The 16,711-nt window shown below is 66.5% G+C and carries 14 protein-coding genes; 10 read left to right on the top strand and 4 right to left on the bottom strand.

The annotated features are described in order from the left end of the window. Positions 1-86 precede the first annotated feature (86 nt). Positions 87-785 (top strand): YoaK family protein, encoded by a 699-nt coding sequence (locus tag VM94_RS26400; RefSeq protein WP_046686086.1) that lies wholly within the window; start codon positions 87-89, stop codon positions 783-785. A gap of 6 nt (positions 786-791) precedes the next feature. Then, entirely contained in the window at positions 792-3,866 is a 3,075-nt protein-coding gene (locus tag VM94_RS26395; protein WP_046686085.1) for a sensor histidine kinase, read from the top strand. Here the strand turns inward: VM94_RS26395 and VM94_RS26390 are convergent. Next, positions 3,840-4,472 (bottom strand): response regulator, encoded by a 633-nt coding sequence (locus VM94_RS26390; RefSeq protein ID WP_046686293.1) that lies wholly within the window; start codon positions 4,470-4,472, stop codon positions 3,840-3,842. The two genes, VM94_RS26395 and VM94_RS26390, sit on opposite strands and share 27 nt — an antisense overlap. A 209-nt stretch (positions 4,473-4,681) precedes the next feature. Between VM94_RS26390 and VM94_RS26385 the strand changes: the two genes are divergently transcribed. Both VM94_RS26385 and VM94_RS26380 read left to right on the top strand, forming a co-directional pair. Then, positions 4,682-5,368 carry a hydrolase gene (locus VM94_RS26385; RefSeq protein ID WP_034747885.1) on the top strand — a complete coding sequence of 229 codons (687 nt, stop codon included), beginning with the start codon at positions 4,682-4,684 and terminating at the stop codon, positions 5,366-5,368. A gap of 72 nt (positions 5,369-5,440) precedes the next feature. Continuing rightward, entirely contained in the window at positions 5,441-5,722 is a 282-nt protein-coding gene (locus tag VM94_RS26380) for a XapX domain-containing protein (protein WP_046686084.1), read from the top strand. A gap of 11 nt (positions 5,723-5,733) precedes the next feature. Here the strand turns inward: VM94_RS26380 and VM94_RS26375 are convergent, their stop codons facing one another. The 3 genes from VM94_RS26375 to VM94_RS26365 all read right to left on the bottom strand — a co-directional run bounded on the left by VM94_RS26375 (position 5,734) and on the right by VM94_RS26365 (position 8,287). Then, positions 5,734-6,381 carry a response regulator gene (locus VM94_RS26375; protein ID WP_046686083.1) on the bottom strand — a complete coding sequence of 216 codons (648 nt, stop codon included), beginning with the start codon at positions 6,379-6,381 and terminating at the stop codon, positions 5,734-5,736. A gap of 8 nt (positions 6,382-6,389) precedes the next feature. Further along, a complete protein-coding gene (locus VM94_RS26370; protein ID WP_052755948.1) occupies positions 6,390-7,142 on the bottom strand; it encodes a sensor histidine kinase in 753 nt (250 codons plus the stop codon). Positions 7,143-7,306: 164 nt separating this feature from the next. Beyond that, a complete protein-coding gene (locus VM94_RS26365; protein WP_138828999.1) occupies positions 7,307-8,287 on the bottom strand; it encodes an alpha/beta fold hydrolase in 981 nt (326 codons plus the stop codon). Between the two features lie 187 nt (positions 8,288-8,474). Here VM94_RS26365 and VM94_RS26360 point away from each other — a divergent pair, with 187 nt between their 5' ends. The 6 genes from VM94_RS26360 (at position 8,475) to VM94_RS26335 (ending at position 16,699) form a co-directional block, all read left to right on the top strand. Beyond that, complete coding sequence (locus VM94_RS26360) at positions 8,475-8,888, top strand: DoxX family protein (protein WP_200899274.1); 414 nt, start codon at positions 8,475-8,477, stop codon at positions 8,886-8,888. 332 nt (positions 8,889-9,220) lie between these two features. Then, positions 9,221-9,574, top strand: coding sequence for a DUF883 family protein (locus VM94_RS26355; RefSeq protein WP_046686082.1), 354 nt, complete (start codon positions 9,221-9,223; stop codon positions 9,572-9,574). Positions 9,575-9,829: 255 nt separating this feature from the next. Beyond that, positions 9,830-12,241 carry a catalase gene (locus VM94_RS26350; protein WP_046686081.1) on the top strand — a complete coding sequence of 804 codons (2,412 nt, stop codon included), beginning with the start codon at positions 9,830-9,832 and terminating at the stop codon, positions 12,239-12,241. A gap of 189 nt (positions 12,242-12,430) precedes the next feature. Next, the gene (locus tag VM94_RS26345; RefSeq protein WP_046686080.1) at positions 12,431-14,125 is read left to right on the top strand and encodes an MFS transporter; all 1,695 of its coding nucleotides are present in this window, start codon (positions 12,431-12,433) and stop codon (positions 14,123-14,125) included. Further along, a complete protein-coding gene (locus VM94_RS26340) occupies positions 14,112-15,308 on the top strand; it encodes an HlyD family secretion protein (protein ID WP_046686079.1) in 1,197 nt (398 codons plus the stop codon). Before VM94_RS26345 ends, VM94_RS26340 begins: the two co-directional genes overlap by 14 nt. After that, the gene (locus VM94_RS26335; RefSeq protein WP_046686078.1) at positions 15,305-16,699 is read left to right on the top strand and encodes an efflux transporter outer membrane subunit; all 1,395 of its coding nucleotides are present in this window, start codon (positions 15,305-15,307) and stop codon (positions 16,697-16,699) included. The genes VM94_RS26340 and VM94_RS26335 overlap by 4 nt, the downstream gene beginning before the upstream one ends. The last annotated feature ends 12 nt before the right edge of the window (positions 16,700-16,711 follow it).

Below are 16,711 nucleotides of genomic sequence, written 5' to 3'. Positions count from 1 at the left end.
CTTACCATGCAGGCAGTGGCGCCGGGGCGCTTCCCTGGCGCGTTTTTTGTTTTTTTAGTGCATTGCACGGTATCAGGAGTCATTCGATGGATCAGCCACCACACAGCCGCTTGTTCGGCACCAGCCTGGGATTTTTAGCCGGGTATGTCGATACCCTGGGTTTTATTGCCCTCTTTGGCCTGTTTACAGCCCATGTCACGGGCAACTTCGTGCTGATCGGCGCCGCCCTGGCGGATGCATCGCGCGTGTCCATCCTGTTGAAGTTTCTCGCTTTTCCCGCCTTTATCGCCGGCGTCGCCGTCACGCGCCTGATGGTGCTGGCCGTCGAGCGCCGCGCCGGCCCGTCGCTGACCCTGGCCATGCTGCTGCAGTGGGCCTTGCTGGCCGGCTTCATGGTGTTTGGCATCCTGGCCGAACCGATCGGCAAGGACGTCAGTTCCATGGCCATGGCGGCGGGCTTGCTGGGCACGGCCGCCATGGGCGTGCACAGCGCCACCAGCCGGCTGCTGCTGGCGCACCTGGCGCCCACCTCCATGATGACGGGGAATGTGACGCAGATCGTCATCGACACCGTCGACGTGCTGCGCGGCGCGGCCGATGCCGCCACCCATGCGCGCTGCGGCAAGTTCTTCTGGCCGCTGGCAGCCTTCGCCATGGGCGCCATCGCCGCCGCCTTTGCCTACCTGGCCTTCGGCTTCGTGGCCCTGGCCGTGCCCCTGTTGCTGCTCGCCGGCCTGATCATCGTGCAGCACCGCAGCGGCCGGGCGGCCGTGCCTGCCGCCTGACCCGCCATGCGCCTGCCCGTCCTGGCCGCGCTGTGCTGCCTGCTGCTGTTGTTCAGCCCTCCCGGGCTGGCCATCGATGCGGCGCGCGGCCTCCACCAGCTGCAGCACACCAGCTGGACGGCCAGGGATGGCGCGCCGGACGATATCAGCGTCATCGCCCAAGGCGGCGACGGCTTCCTGTGGCTGGGCACCCATTCGGGCCTGGTGCGCTTTGACGGCCTGCGTTTCGAGCCCTTGCGCGCGCGTCAGGGCGCGTTTCCCGATACGGTGACCCTGGCCCTCAAGCGTGCGGCCGACGGCGGCATGTGGGTGGGCTGGCAAGTGGGCGGCATCAGCCATGTCAAGGATGGCGTGGTGCGCAATTACGGCGAGGCGCAGGGCGTGCGGCCCGGTTCCGTCTGGGGTTTCGCCATCGACGCCACGGGCGCCGTGTGGGCCGCCGGCGTGGCCGGGGTGTCGCGCTTCGACGGCCGGCGCTGGCAGGCGATGGGTCCGGCGCAGGGCTACACGGCGCAAAAGGCCTCGGCCGTATTCGCGGACCGGGACGGCCGGCTGGGCGTGTTCAGCGAACAGGGCCTGTTCCTCTGGCAGCCGGGCCAGGCGCGCTTCGCGCCGCCCGTGGGCCGCCTCGACTTGCGCGCGCCGCCGCAGCAGGGACCGGACGGCCGCCTGTATCTGCTGGAGCTGCGCGGCATCCGCATCATCGACTCGCTCGAGCGCTACGACCAGCTCGACCACCGCTGGATCTACCGCGATACGAGCGGCACCAGTGGCAGCATGCTGGTCGACCGCCAGGGCACCCTGTGGTTCGACAGCCAGTTCGGCCTGCACCGCACGCGCAGCGCCGGCGCGCTGGGGCCGCAGCAGCTGGGCATCAGCGCCGACACGGAATCGTTCCTGCCCCGCGACGGCTTGAGCAATGTACTGATCGGTTCCCTGTGCGACGACAACGAAGGCAATGTCTGGGTTGCCACGTATGCGGGCCTGGACCGCTTTCGCCAGGCCGCGCCCGTGATCCTCAGCGCGCGCGCGGGACCCGAGGCGCCGGAGGTTTTCCGCGCGCAGCAGCTGTCGCCCGGTACCGAAGGGCGTATGTGGCTGGCGCGCGAAGGCGATGCGCCGCTGATGCTGGCGGCGCCCGACGGCAAGGTGCTGCGCGCGCCCGCGCTGGGACCGATCACGGCCATCATGGCGGCGCCGGGCGGCATCCGCGTCGGCGCCCGTGCCGGCTTGCTGCGGCTCGATGGCGACGATGGCCGCGTGCTCGAGACCATCGCCTATCCGCCGGAAGCGGCTGCGTTGAAACGGGTGCGCATGGTAGTGAACGCGCCCGACGGCAGCCTGTGGGCGATTTTCAGCGGCGCCGGCGTGTTCCAGTACGCGGACGGCACATGGCGGCGCGAACCGGCCTTGCCCGAGGGCGGGCACAAGGTGCCGCTGGCGCTGCTGGCCGATGCGGCCGGCCGCCTGTGGCTGTCCTATCCGGACGGCAGCGTGGTCGTGCTGGACGGCGGGCGCCTGGCCAGCTACGGTCCCGCACAGGGGCTGGACTTGGGCAAGGTGCCCGCGCTGCTGGAGACGGGCGGCCAGCTGCTGGCGGGCGGCCAGCAGGGGCTGGCGCTGTGGCGCGATGGCCGCTTCGTATCGCTGCGCGCGGCGTCGCCCGGCGTTTTCGACGGCGTGGTCGGCATGTTGCGTGCGCGCGACGGCAGCCTGTGGCTCAATACGGGCAATGGCGCCGTGCACGTGGCCGCGGCCGAGGTGGCGCAGGCCCTGCGCGACCAATCGCACCCCATGCAGGCGCGCTGGTACGATGGCGCCGATGGCTTGAACGGCAAAATGAGCTTGCTGCATAACGAATCGATTGCCGAAGCGGACGATGGCAGGATCTGGTTTTCGCGCCAGAGCGTGACCTTCTGGATCGACCCGCGCCAGCCGTCACCGCCGCTGCCGGCGCCGCAGGCCGTGATCGCTGCACTGATGGTCGATGGCGAGAATGTCGCCGTCGCCGATTATGAGCGCCTGCCGGCCGGCACGCGCGACGTGCAGTTCGCCTACAACGCCAGCAGCCTGGGCGCGCCGGCCCGCCTGCGCTTCCGCTACCGGCTGGAAGGCTATGACAGGGACTGGCAGAATGCGGACGAACGGCGCCAGGCGCAATACACGGGGCTGGGGCCGGGCGCCTACCGTTTTCAGGTGATGGCCATCAATGGCGACGGTGTGGCCAGCGCGGTGGCGCAACTGCCATTCCGCGTGCTGCCCGCCTTTTACCAGACCTGGTGGTTCCGCAGCCTGTGCGCGGCGGCGCTGCTGGCGGCCGCGTATGGCGCCTACCGCTGGCGGCTGCGCGAGCACGCCGCGCGCCTGCAGACGCGGATGGAGGCGCAGCAGGCCGAACGCGAACGCATCGCGCGCGAACTGCACGATACCCTGCTGCAGGGCACGCAGGCGATGATCCTGCACTTTCACAATGCCAGCATGGCCATCGCCGAGGACGATCCCGCGCGCGCCGCGATGCTGCGCGCGCTCGACGACGCCGACCGCATGCTGGGCGAGGGGCGCGACCACGTGCACGACTTGCGCGCCGGCGACGATGCCGGCGCCCGCTGGAGCGCCATCCTGCAGCGCGAAGGCGAACGGCTGGCGGCGCAGCACGGCATCGTGTTCCGCTACGCGGAGGAAGGCGAGGCGCGCATGCTGCATGCGCGCGCCGCGCACGAGATCTACCGCATCGCCAGCGAAGCGCTGCGCAATGCCTTCCGGCATGCGCGCGCGCAGGTGGTCGAGGTGGCGGTGCGCTATGCGTGCGGCGGCATCGAAGTGCTCGTGCGCGACGATGGACAGGGCTTGCCTCCGGTGGTGGCGGCGAACGGGCAGATTCCCGGACACTGGGGCATGCCGGGCATGCGCGAGCGCGCCGCGAAACTCGGTGCGCGCCTGTCCGTGGGCGGGCGCGACGGCGGCGGCACGCAGTGGCACCTGCGGGTGCCGGCGCACCGCGCCTGGCCAGTGGCGCAAGGCCCGCTGCGCCGCTGGTGGCAGCGCTGGCGCCGCTCAGGCGTCGAGGATGCCGCGCCTTAGCGCGATGGTGACGGCGTGGGTGCGGTCCCTCGCGCCCAGCTTGGCCAGGATGGTGCTCATGTGCGCCTTGACGGTTTCTTCCTTGATCTGCAGCAGGGCGCCCGTTTCGCGGTTGGAATTGCCTTGCGCGACTTGCTTGAGCACGTCCAGTTCGCGGTTCGACAGCACGTCGCTGCACGCATACAGCGCCAGTTCCGCTTCGATCTCGGGCGTGATGTGGCGCCGCCCCGCGTGCACGTTCTGTATCGCCGCCAGCAATTCGTGGCGCAGCGCGCTTTTCAGCACATAGCCGCAGGCGCCTGCGCGGATGGCGCGCAGCACTTGCGTGTCGCCCTTGTAGGTGGTCAGCACGATGATGCGCGCCTGCGGATGGCGCGCGCGGATGGCGCCGATGGCGTCAAGGCCGCTCATGACCGGCATCTGCAAATCCATCAGCGTGACATCGGGCAGCAGCGCGTCAAATTGCTGCACCGCCTGCTGGCCATCGGTGGCCTGGCCCACCAGCAGCACGCCGGGAAAGGCGCGCAGCAGGGCCGCGATGCCGTCGAGCAGCAACTGGTGGTCGTCGGCAATGAGGACGCGTATCGGTGCCGTATCGCTGCGCATGATGTTGTCTGGCAAAGAGGAGTTAGCGATCAAGAGTCGTCGGAGCATGGTGAGCAAAAGGTATTTTACCGCAGCGCCTGCCCTCCTGCAGGAGGTATTTCCCATAGGCAACCAGGATGCCAGCCTATATTTAGATAGTGGTGCGGGCGCGGCGCCAGGCATACGATGCACGGCAGTACCCACTCAACCCTTTTTTCATGGATGACATCATGACCAATCCGAAACTGGAAGTCCTTACCCCCGACAATTGCCAGATCATCTTCATCGACCAGCAGCCGCAAATGGCGTTCGGCGTGCAGTCGATGGACCGCCAGGCGCTGAAAAACAATACCGTGGGCCTGGCCAAGGCCGCCAAGGTGTTCAACATCCCCACCATCATCACCACGGTGGAAACGGAAAGCTTCTCCGGCCACACCTATCCGGAACTGCTCGACGTCTTCCCGGGCAAGGATATCCTCGAGCGCAGCTCGATGAATTCGTGGGATGACCAGAAGGTGCGCGATGCGCTGGCCGCCAACGGCAAGAAGAAAGTCGTCGTGTCGGGCCTGTGGACGGAAGTGTGCAACAACAGTTTCGCCCTGTGCGCGATGCTCGAAGGCGACTACGAGATCTACATGGTGGCCGATGCTTCCGGCGGCACGTCGAAGGAAGCGCACGACTACGCCATGCAGCGCATGATCCAGGCCGGCGTTGTGCCGGTGACCTGGCAGCAGGTGCTGCTGGAATGGCAGCGCGACTGGGCGCACAAGGCAACCTATGACGCCGTCATGGCCATCGTGCGCGAACATTCGGGCGCCTACGGCATGGGCGTCGACTACGCCTACACGATGGTGCACAAGGCGCCGCAGCGCATCCATGGCGAACATACGACCCTGGCGCCGGTGCCGGCCAAGTAATCGCCGCGCGGCTATGCCATGCGCCGCGCGCCTGACCGCGCGCGGCGTTTTTTTTATCGAAAGGAATGCGCCATGAAGTTATATGTGATTTCGCTGGCCGTGGGCTTGCTCGTTGGCATCATCTACGCCGTCTTGCAAGTGCGCTCGCCGGCGCCGCCCGCGATAGCCCTGATCGGCCTGCTGGGCATGCTGATCGGCGAACAGATCGTCCCCAGCGTCAAGCGCCTGATGGCGGGCGAGCCCGTGACGGTATCGTGGCTGCGCAGCGAATGCGTGCCGAAGATCAGCGGCGTGGAAGCCAAACCAACGCTGGCCAAGGCCGAGCCGCAGCAGAAGGACGACAGCGCCGCCTGATATCCGTGGCCTTAAAACGCGCCCAGCAAGCCGCGCCGGGCGGCCACCGTGGCCGCCTCGGTGCGGCTTGATACGTTGAGCTTGGTCAAAATATTATTCACGTGGAATTTGACGGTGCCCACCTCGATGCCGGCGCTGCGCGCGATCATCTTGTTGCTCTTGCCCGCGGACAGGTGCAGCAGGATGTCGTGCTCGCGTTTCGACAGGCGGTTTGCCTCGATGCGGCCGGCCTGCTGCGCGGCCAGTTCCGGCGGCAGGTATTGCCTGCCGGCGGCCACTTGGCGGATGCACTGCGTCAGTTGCAGGAAGCCGGAATCCTTCAGCAGGTAGCCGCGCGCGCCGGCGCGCAAGGCCCGGTGCACGCTGTCCTCGCCCTGGTAGCTGGTGAGGATGACGATTTTTGCTTGCGCGTCGTCCGCGCAGATGCGCTCGATCGCCTCGATGCCATGCATTTCCGGCATGTTCAAATCCATCAGCACCACGTCGGGCCGCAGCTCCCGGTACAGCTCCACGGCGGCGAGGCCCGTGCCGGCCTGGCCCAGCAGGCGCAGCCCAGGCAGTGATGCGATCAGCGAGGCCAGGCCGGCCAGGATCAGCGGGTGGTCGTCGGCGATCAAGAGGGTAATCGGTGCATCGGCCGGGGGAATGGTCGTGTCCATGGTTGTCTTCATTGAGCTGGCAAGGTGAAGTGGAAGACGCTGCCGTGGGGCGCGCCGGGCGCATGCCACAGGCGGCCGCCATGCGCGTCGAGGATGCGGCGGCAGATGGCCAAGCCCATGCCCATGCCGTCCGGCTTGCTGGAATACAGGGCGTGGTACAGGCGGTCCGCCGCCTGCGGCGCGATGCCGGCGCCATTGTCGGCGATGCTGAAATGCTGCACGCCCCCATCGAGGCGCGAGGACAGCAGCACCGTGCGCGGCCGGCCGCTCGTGCCCTGCAAGGCTTCGATGGCGTTCATCAGCAGGTTCAGGAGGACTTGCCGGAACTGCACCGGGTCGGCGTGCAGCAGCGGGCGGCCAGGTGCCAGTTGCGTTTCCAGGTGGATGGCGTGGCGTTGCAGCGGTGCGCGCAGCAGCGGCAGCAAGTCCTGCACGGCGTCGTCGGCCACAAAATGAGCGTGGCTGCCCGGCGAATTGCAGGCCAGGCCATGCACGCTGCGCAGCACGGCGCTGGCATGGCTGCCGGCGCTGGCGACCAGGGCCAGTGCCGCGCGTACTTCGTCGAGGCGGGGCGGATCATGATCGAGCCAGCGCGTGGCGGCATCGGCATTGAGCGCGATGGCCGCCAGCGGCTGGCGCACCTCGTGCGCGACCGATGCGGCAAATTCGCCCATGCCGCCCATGCCGCCCATGCTGCCCGTGCGCTGCGCGTGCGCCAGGCCGGCGTCCTGCGTCTGAGGGAAATAATGCATGCTGGCCATCGCCGTGCTCCTGTCGCTGTCGCGGCGGATGCCGCATTGCAGCAAGTATGCACGCGCCGTCAGGCAAGGCAGTTATACGAATGGGGGAGGCGGGCGGTTTTTTTACGCGGCGGGGGCAATAAACACCGCCGGGCGGGCCGGCGGTGCGGAAAGCGAAGAACGGATTAGGACTTGATAAAGGCCAGCAAGTCTTCGTTCAGGCGATCCTTGTGGGTAGCCGGCAAGCCGTGCGGCGCGCCTTCATAGATGACCAGCTTGGCGTTCTTGATGAGCTTGGCCGCAGCCTTGCCGGACGCGTCGATCGGCACGATCTGGTCGTCGCCGCCATGCACGACCAGGGTCGGCACGGAGATTTTCTTCAGGTCGGCCGTGAAGTCCGTCTCGGAAAACTGCTTGATGCAATCGTAGGCGTTCTTGATGCCGCACTGCATGCCCTGCAGCCAGAAGGTGTCGCGCATGCCTTGCGATACTTTGTTGCCGGGACGGTTGGCGCCGAAGAACGGCACGGTCAGGTCCTTGAAAAATTGCGAACGGTCGGCCAGCACGCCGGCGCGGATGCCGTCAAACACGGACATCGGCAAGCCGCCCGGATTGGTGTCCGACTTGACCATCTGCGGCGGCACGGCGCCTACCAGCACGGCCTTGGCCACGCGTTTTTCGCCATGGCGGCCGATGTAGCGCGCCACTTCGCCGCCGCCCGTCGAATGGCCGACCAGGGTCGCGCCCTTGATGTCGAGCGCGTCGAGCAGGGTGGCCAGGTCGTCGGCGTAGGTATCCATGTCATTGCCCTGCCATGGCTGGCTGGACAGGCCGTGGCCGCGGCGGTCGTGCGCGATCACGCGGTAGCCGTGGCTGGCCAGGAACATCATCTGGTCTTCCCAGGCGTCGCCCTGCAATGGCCAGCCGTGGCTGAAGACGACGGGCGTGCCCGTGCCCCAGTCCTTGAAGTGGATGACGGTGCCGTCCTTGACGGTAACGCTGTTGACGGTGAGCTTGCCCGGCGCGTTGGCGGCGGCAGCGGCTGGCTTGGCGGCGGCGCTGGCGCCACCGGCGGCCAGCAGGCCCGCACCGGCGGCGACACCGGCGACGCTGACGAGCAGCTTGCGGCGGGAAGTGACTTCTTCGGCTTCGATTTTCTTCGACATGATGCATTTCCTTCGGGGATGGGGGAGGGAGGCCGGTTACGGCCTGGACCAGTGATGGCATCGGCCAGTCTAGGCTTTCGCGCGCGCCGGCGCCTCTGCCAAAAGACCAGTCGCGCCCACGTGTCCGCCTGCCTATGATGGCTGGCAGCGGCGCGCCGCGCCGACTGGCTTTCCCACTGGAGCGATCATGAAGAAAAACTGGATGGCGGCGCTGGCCGGCCCCTTTTTACCCGATGCCGGCTTGCTGTTTGCGCGCATGACGGGCGCGCTGCTGGTACTGCACGTGCACGGCTTGCCCAAGCTGCTGCACTTTTCCGAGGAACTGGCGCACATCGACGACCCGCTGCACCTGGGCCGCGCCGTCACCCTGTACTGCGCCCTGTTCGCGGAAATCCTCTGCCCGCTGCTGGTCGCCGCCGGCTTGCTGACGCGCCTGGCCTGTTTGCCCTTGCTGTTCCTGCTGGGCGTGTCGATGCTGCTCGTGCACCCGGACTGGAGCATCGCCGACGGCCAGTTCGGATGGCTGCTGATCATCATCTTTGGCACCATTGCCATCAGCGGCGCGGGACGCTATTCGCTCGATGCGCGGTTGCAGGCGTAAGCGGTAATGTCAACGATGTGTTGGATTACGCTCCGCTAACCCGACCTACGCCTAAATAACACCATTTCACCCCGATCCCCGTCCGCCCCACCAGGCCGGCGGGGATTGTTATTTCCGGCAGGCATTTAAGTCTGCACCTCAAGGTGTGGCAGCGCACGGTGGCGCGGGGCGGACGCAGTTAAGGTAGTGCCAACAGCTTGCTGCTGATCCTTGTTTGATATGGCTCAGCCCGGCAGCGTTTAGCCGCTTCTTTTTCCCTGAAGCGAGGAGAATCATGATTCGGTCACGGCATCGAGCATGGTTGAAATTATTCACTGTTAAAGGAAACCATCATGAACGCGATTGAAAAAACCAGCTCCGATATGAACGGCACCGCCCAGGATACCCGCCAGGATTTGCACCGCACCATCGACAAGGTGGCAAGCCAGGCCCAGCCCCTGGCCGACAAGGTGGCCACGCGCGCCCATGACGGCGTGGACCAGGTGGGCGACCGCATCGGCCAGGTCAGCGATACCGTCAACAAGGCTTCCGAAACCCTGATGGCGCGTGGCAAGCAATTGGGCGCCGCCTGCCAGCGCGCCGGCGAAACGGGACGCGACTATGTGCGCGAACGCCCGGCCGTGTCCCTGCTGATTGCTGCCGCGGCCGGTTATGGCCTGTCGAAATTGCTGGGTTCGCGTAAATAAGTTTTACGCCTTCCGGGAAGTATGTGTCGTGGGCGCTGTTCCCTTCGCCGTCATGGCGGGGCGGGCCGGCGCCCACGCGCACAAGGTGCAAGGTACAAAGTAGTAGCAAGCAGTAAAGGAGAGTGATGATGCGCTCCATTTTGTTGTGGTTGATCGGCATACCTATTCCCATCATTATTTTGATTGCCCTGTTCGTGCGCTGAATGAGGGAGTTGTAGCGTTACTTCCCGGGGCAAACTACTCACAGGAGATGTAATGGCTACCAGCAAGAAAACGCCGTCCACGGACGGTGCAGGTTCCGTATTGAGCAGCATGTCCGGCCCATCCGACAGCAATGCGCCGCACAGCCTGGGCGCGGACAACGACGTGACCCGCGCGCTGCTGCAAAAGACGGCCGCCGGCCAGCAGCTGGCCGCCGCCATGGCCGTCAATCCCAAGGAAGAAGGCCAGTATGGCGAGGCCGCGCGCACGCCGGTCGAAGGCGTGCATGTGGCAGCCGGCGAACCGCTGGCCACGGCCAGCACCACGGGCGAAACGACCGCGTCGCCGAAGACGGGCGATGGCCAGCCGGCGCTGGGCGAAAATGCGCGCAACGCCTCGCTCGATGGCGCCCGCAGCGACGACAGCGGCTGCGTGCTGACGACCAACCAGGGCGTGCCCGTGGGCGACAACCAGAATTCGCTGAAGGCGGGCTTGCGCGGCCCCACCTTGATGGAAGATTTCATCCTGCGTGAAAAGCTCACGCATTTCGATCATGAGCGCATCCCCGAACGGGTCGTGCATGCGCGCGGTTCGGCCGCCCATGGCTACTTCGAATGCTACAAGGAACAAAGCAAGCTGACGCGCGCCGCGCCGTTCGCCAGGGCGGGCAAGCGCACGCCCGTCTTCGTGCGCTTTTCCACGGTAGCCGGCGAACGCGGTTCCACCGATACGGCGCGCGACGTGCGCGGCTTTGCCGTGAAGTTTTATACGGACGAGGGCAACTGGGATTTGGTCGGCAATAACATCCCCGTCTTCTTCATCCAGGATGCGATGAAATTCCCCGACGTGGTGCACGCCGTCAAGCCCGAGCCGCACCACGGCATGCCGCAGGCGGCCAGCGCGCACGACACCTTCTGGGATTTCGCCTCGCTGTCGCCGGAAATCACGCACATGCTGATGTGGGTCATGTCGGACCGCGCCATCCCGCGCAGTTACCGGATGATGCAGGGCTTCGGCGTGCATACCTTCCGCCTCGTGAATGCCAAGGGCCAGTCCGTTTTCTGCAAATTCCACTGGTCGCCGATGGCCGGCACGCATTCGCTCGTGTGGGACGAAGCCGTCAAGATCAGCGGCGCCGATTCCGACTTCCACCGGCGCGACCTGTGGGAAGCCATCGAATGCGGCGAGTATCCTGAATACGAGCTGTCCTTCCAGGTCTTCACGGAAGCGCAGGCGGAAGCGTTTCCTTTCGACGTGCTCGACCCCACCAAGCTGATTCCCGAAGAAGTCGTCCCGCTCATCCCCGTCGGGAAAATGGTCTTGAACCGCAATCCCGACAATTTTTTCGCCGAGACGGAGCAGGTGGCCTTCTGTACGGCGCACATCGTGCCCGGCATCGATTTCAGCAATGATCCGCTGTTGCAGGGACGCATCCATTCCTATGTCGATACCCAGCTGACGCGCCTGGGCGGCCCGAATTTCCACGAGATTCCCATCAATGCGCCGCTGGCGCCCGTGCACAACAATCAGCGCGACGGCATGCACCGCCAGGCCATCAACCGGGGCCGGGTCGCGTATGAACCGAACTCGCTGGCGGGCGGCTGTCCGTTCCAGGCGGGTGCGAAAGGTTTCAACAGTTTTCCTGCCTCCGCCGAAGGCGACAAGGTGCGCGGCAAGCCCGAGAAATTCGCCGAGCATTATGCCCAGGCGCGCCTGTTCTGGATCAGCCAGACGCCGGTCGAGCAAAACCATATCGTGCATGCGTTCCGCTTTGAGCTGAGCAAGGTGCAGACGGTGGCGATCCGCCAGCGCATCGTCGCCATGCTGCGCAATGTCGACGAGACCCTGGCGCAGCGCCTGGCCGATGGCCTGGGCCTGGCCCTGCCGCCCGCCATGCCGCGCGCTTCCCTGCAGCCGCTGCCGGCGTATCCGCCATCGCCGGCCCTGTCGCTCTTTTTCCGCCCCGGCAAGACGGGCATCCATACCCTGCGCGTGGCCATCCTGGTGGGGCCGGGCAGCGATGGCGCGCAAGTGCGCAATACCTATGCCGCGCTGCTGGCTGACGGCGCCGCGCCGCGCCTGGTGGGCAGCCACCTGGGGACAGTCGATACGAGCAGCGGCGCGCCGCTGGCCGTGGAAATCTCGCTCGAAGCGGGACCGGGCGTGCTGTTCGACGCCGTCGTGGTGCCGGACGGCCAGGGCGCCGTGCAGCAGCTGGGCAGCGACGCCAACGCGCTCGACTTCCTGCGCCTGCAATACCGCCACTGCAAGCCGATGCTGGTCATCGGCGCGGGCAAGGACTTGCTGGACAAGGCTGGCGTGCCGGTGACCCTGCCCGACGGCAAGCCCGATCCCGCCATCATCGTCGCGCCGTCCGGCGACCTAGTGAAAGCCGTGGCTGCGTTCAAGAAGGTGCTGGCCGCGCACCGGGCGTTTGCGCGCGAGACGGATCCGCCGCGGGTGTGATGCGGGCCTGAGCAAAGGACAGGGCGGGCTTTGCCTGCCCTGTCTCCGTCAATGCCTGCAACTGCGTGCAACAATGTAAACAATAAAAACGTCCCGCGGTGATATGCTGCTGACTAGAACTGTTCATTTGCCACTATCTGTGTAACAGCAGCAAGGAACGGCTTCAGCAAACCGGATCGCGATTACTGCATGGACAAGTACACACCTCGCACCTGGGGGCCGGGCGAACGCCCGACCTTGCCCGGGTCGCCATCGATGCCCGAACATTCGACGCCCAAGCGTGTCGCGTATTTCATCGTCGGCCTGATCGTCGCGCTGACGGGGGGGCTGGGCAACGGCCTGGTGACGGCCAATATCTTGAACCTGCAAGGTTCGCTGGGCGCCTATGCCTACCAGATGCAGTGGCTGCCGGCCGCCTACGTGATGACCATCGTTTCCATGAATCTCCTGCTGGTGAAGTTCCGCCAGCAGTTCGGCCTGCGCCTGTTTACGGAAGCGTTCCTGGTGCTGTATGCGCTGGTGACGTTTGCCCACTTGTATGCCAATACCTTGTCGTCGGCGATCGCCGTGCGCGCCGCGCATGGCATGGTGGGCGGCGCGCTGGGGGTGCTGGGCCTGTACTACACCTTGCAGGCGTTCCCCGCGCGGCACCGCCTGAAGGGCGTGGTGCTGGGCCTGGGCTTTGCCCAATTGGCCTTGCCGCTGGCGCGCATCTTCACGTCCGAACTGCTGCAGATCGGCGAATGGCACGGCCTGTATTTGTTCGAACTGGGGCTGGCCCTGCTGGCGCTGGGCTGCGTGCTGGCCCTGAAGCTGCCTCCGGGCGACCGGGTGCAGACGTTCGAGCCGCTCGATTTCCTCACTTTTATCCTGTTCGCGCCCGGCGTGGCCCTGCTGTGCGCCGTGCTGGCGCAGGGGCGCACGGCGTGGTGGATGGAGTCCGAATGGGTGGGCGTGTGCCTGGCGTGCTCCATCGTGCTGATCGCCGCCTCGCTGGCCATCGAACATAACCGCGCGCGTCCGCTGCTCAACACGCGCTGGCTCACGACGGGCAAGATCGCCAAGCTGTTTTTATCGGTGCTGCTGTTTCGCATCGTGCTGTCCGAATCGACGGGGGCCGTCGGCTTTCTGCAGGCGCTGGGCCTGAACACGGACCAGATGCAGAACCTGTTCGTCGTGGTGCTGCTGGGCAGCGTGGCGGGCCTGGTGGTCAGCGCGCTGACGATCAATCCGGCGACCCTGAACCGCTCGCTGATGTTCGCGCTGCTGCTGATCGCTGCCGGTGCCCTGATCGACGCGCACGCCACCAGCCAGACGCGCCCAGTCAACATGTATGTAAGCCAGTTCCTGCTGGCCTTTGGCGGCACGTATTTCCTCGGTCCCACCATGGTGGCCGGCATGGGCGCCGTGATCGCCGAACCGCGCAACCTGGTGAGTTTTTCCGTGATGTTTACCATGACGCAGAACCTGGGCGGCCTGCTCGGCGCGGCCATCGTCGGCACCATCCAGACGGCGCGCGAAAAATACCATTCCAGCTACCTAGTCGAGCACTTGAGCATGCTGGATCCGCAGGTGGCCGCGCGCGTGCAGTCGGGCGCCGCAAGCTATGGCGGCGTGCTGATGGACCCTGCCTTGCGCAGCGCCCAAGGCGTGGCGCGCCTGGGCGCCATCGCCACGCGCGAAGCCAATGTGCTGGCCTATAACGACGTTTTTTTGATGATCGCCGGCGTCGCCATCGCCACCCTGATCTGGATGCTGGTCAGCCAGTCCTGGACCCGCATCACCACCGGCGCGCGCCGCCTGGTCGGCCCCGTGCGCGATGCGCAGACGGCCATGGCCATCGTCCCCATTACCAATTCGGAACCGAGCAATGACAGAAAATAACACCACGCCGCCAGTACCCGCACCAGCCCCCGCACCTGCGGCTCCACCTGCGCCAGCGCCTGCGGCAAGCGGCACGCCGCCGCAGCCTGACCGGCGCCACCAGTGGCTGTCCGCGCTGGCCTTTGCCGCCGTGGCCCTGGTGGGCGTGCTGATCGTGCTGTATGCGTGGCGTCTGCCGCCGTTCACCAGCCCCATCGTGACGACGGAAAACGCCACCGTGCGCGGGCAGGTGACCATCATCGGCACGCAGCTGTCGGGCTATGTGGTGGAAGTGACGGTGCAGGATTTCATGGACGTGAAGGAAGGCCAGCTGCTGGTGCGCATCGACGACCGCATCTATCAGCAGCGCTATGAGCAGGCGCAGGCCCAGCTGGCCGCGCAGCAGGCGGCGCTGTCGAACTGGGCGCAGCAAAAGGCCAGCGCGCAGGCGGGTATTTCCGTCAGCGAGGCCGTGATGGCGAATGCGGAAGCGCAGGCGCGCAAGGCCAGCGCCGACCTCAATCGCGTGGAGCAGCTGGTGGCCGACGGTTCGCTGTCGCAGCGCGAACACGACCAGTCGCGCGCCGCGCAGGCGCAGATGGCGGCGGCGCTGGCGCAGGCCCGCGCCAATCTCGACATCGCGCAGCAAAGCGTGCATTCCGTGGTGGTCAACAAGCAGGCGTTGGAAGCGGCCGTGGCCAACGCGCAGGCGGCTGTCAAGGCGGCGAAGATCGACCTCGATAACACGCGCATCGTGGCCCCATCCGATGGCCAACTGGGTCAGGTGACGGTGCGCCAGGGCGCCTACGTGAATTCGGGCGCGCAGCTGATGGCGCTGGTGCCGCGCCAGATGTGGGTGATCGCCAATTTCAAGGAAACGCAGATGAACGGCGTGCAGGAAGGGCAGAGCGCCACCTTCCACGTCGACGCGCTCGACGGCGCCGTGCTGACGGGGCAGGTGGAACGCATTTCGCCGGCCACCGGTTCCGAGTTTTCCGTGCTGCCGGCCGATAACGCGACGGGCAATTACCTTAAAATCGCCCAGCGCATTCCCGTGCGCATCCGTATCGACCCGGGCCAGGCGAATGCGCGCCGCCTCGTGCCGGGCATGTCGGTGGTGGTCAGCGTCGACACGTCGGCCGTGCTGAACGACTCGGCGGACAATCCTGCGCCGCCGCCGGCGCCGAAGAAGGCCAAGCCATGAAGCGCCGTTTCCTGCTGATGGCCGGCGCGCTGGCACTGGCAGGCTGCGCCGCCAACGCGCCACCGCAGCCCGCGTCGGCACTGCAGTTGCCGTCCGGCTGGCGCGCGCAAGCCATCGGTGTCCCCGCGGCGACTGACGCCCATGTCGAGCAGCTGTGGTGGCAAGCCTTCGGCGATCCGGTCTTGAGCGACCTGGTGGGCGAGGCGCTGGCGCGCAATGGCGACTTGCGCGTGGCGCGCGCCCGCGTGCAGGAATACCGCGCGCGCCTGGCGCAGGCCGACGCGAACCGCGCGCCCAACCTGGCTTTCGACGGTTCGCCCACGCGCACGCGCACCCTGGCGTCCAGCGGCAAGCCGTATGTGACGAATGTCTTCCAGGCGGAACTGCAGGCCAGCTATGAAATCGATGTGTGGGGCCGGCTGGCCAGCCTGAGCGATGCGGCGGGCGAGAGCTACCGCGCCGAACAGGCCAGCCTCGATGCGGCGGCCCTGTCGATCGCCGCCAGCGTGGCGACGAGCTACCTGAATTTGCGGGGACTCGACGCGCAGCTGGCGTTGACGCAATCGACCTTGCAGCTGCGCGAACAGTCGCGCGAGCTGGCGCGCAAGCAGTTCGAGGTGGGCTACAGCTCGCGCCTGGAATGGCTGCAGGCGCAATCGGAATACCATGCGGCGGCCGAACAGGTGCCGCAGCTGCAGCGGCAGATCTTTGAACAGGAAAACGCGCTGGCCGTTCTCGTCGGCGGCAATCCGGGCCCCATCGCGCGCGGCTTGCCATTGGCCGAGCTGGCGGCGCCTGGCGTGCCGGCAGGCTTGCCCTCCGAATTGCTGCGCCGGCGGCCCGACATCGCGCGTGCGGAACACAACTTGGCGGCCGCCAACGCCAGCCTGGCCGCCACGCGCGACCAGCTGCTGCCCTCGTTCAAGCTGACGGCCGTCGGCGGCGGGCAAGCGACAACACTCACCGATTTCCTGCATGCGCCGACCGCCTTGTGGCGCCTGACGGCCTTGGCGGCCGGCCCCCTGTTCGATGGCGGCCGCGTGCAGGCGCAGACGGATGCGGCCGGCGCGCAGCGCGACCAGCTCGTGTACACGTATGAAAACGTGGTGCGCAATGCTTTCGCCGAAACGGAAAACAGCCTGGGCGCCATCTACCGTCTCCAGCAGCAAGCCGTGGAAAACGACGCGCGCCGCGCCGCTGCCGCCGACACCCTGCGCATCGCGCATAACCGCTACCGCAATGGTTACGCCTCGTACCTGGAAGAACTCGACGCCCAGCGCACCCTGTATAGCGCCGACGTGGGACTGCTGCAATTGAAGACGCGCATCCTTGTCGCTTCGGTCGACCTGTACCGCGCCATGGGGGGCGGCTGGTCGGTTGGCGGCGGATAATAGCCACACTGC

The organism is Janthinobacterium sp. KBS0711 (assembly GCF_000988085.1).
GTDB lineage: Bacteria > Pseudomonadota > Gammaproteobacteria > Burkholderiales > Burkholderiaceae_D > Janthinobacterium > Janthinobacterium lividum_E.
This window is presented reverse-complemented; position numbering and strand designations above follow the sequence as displayed.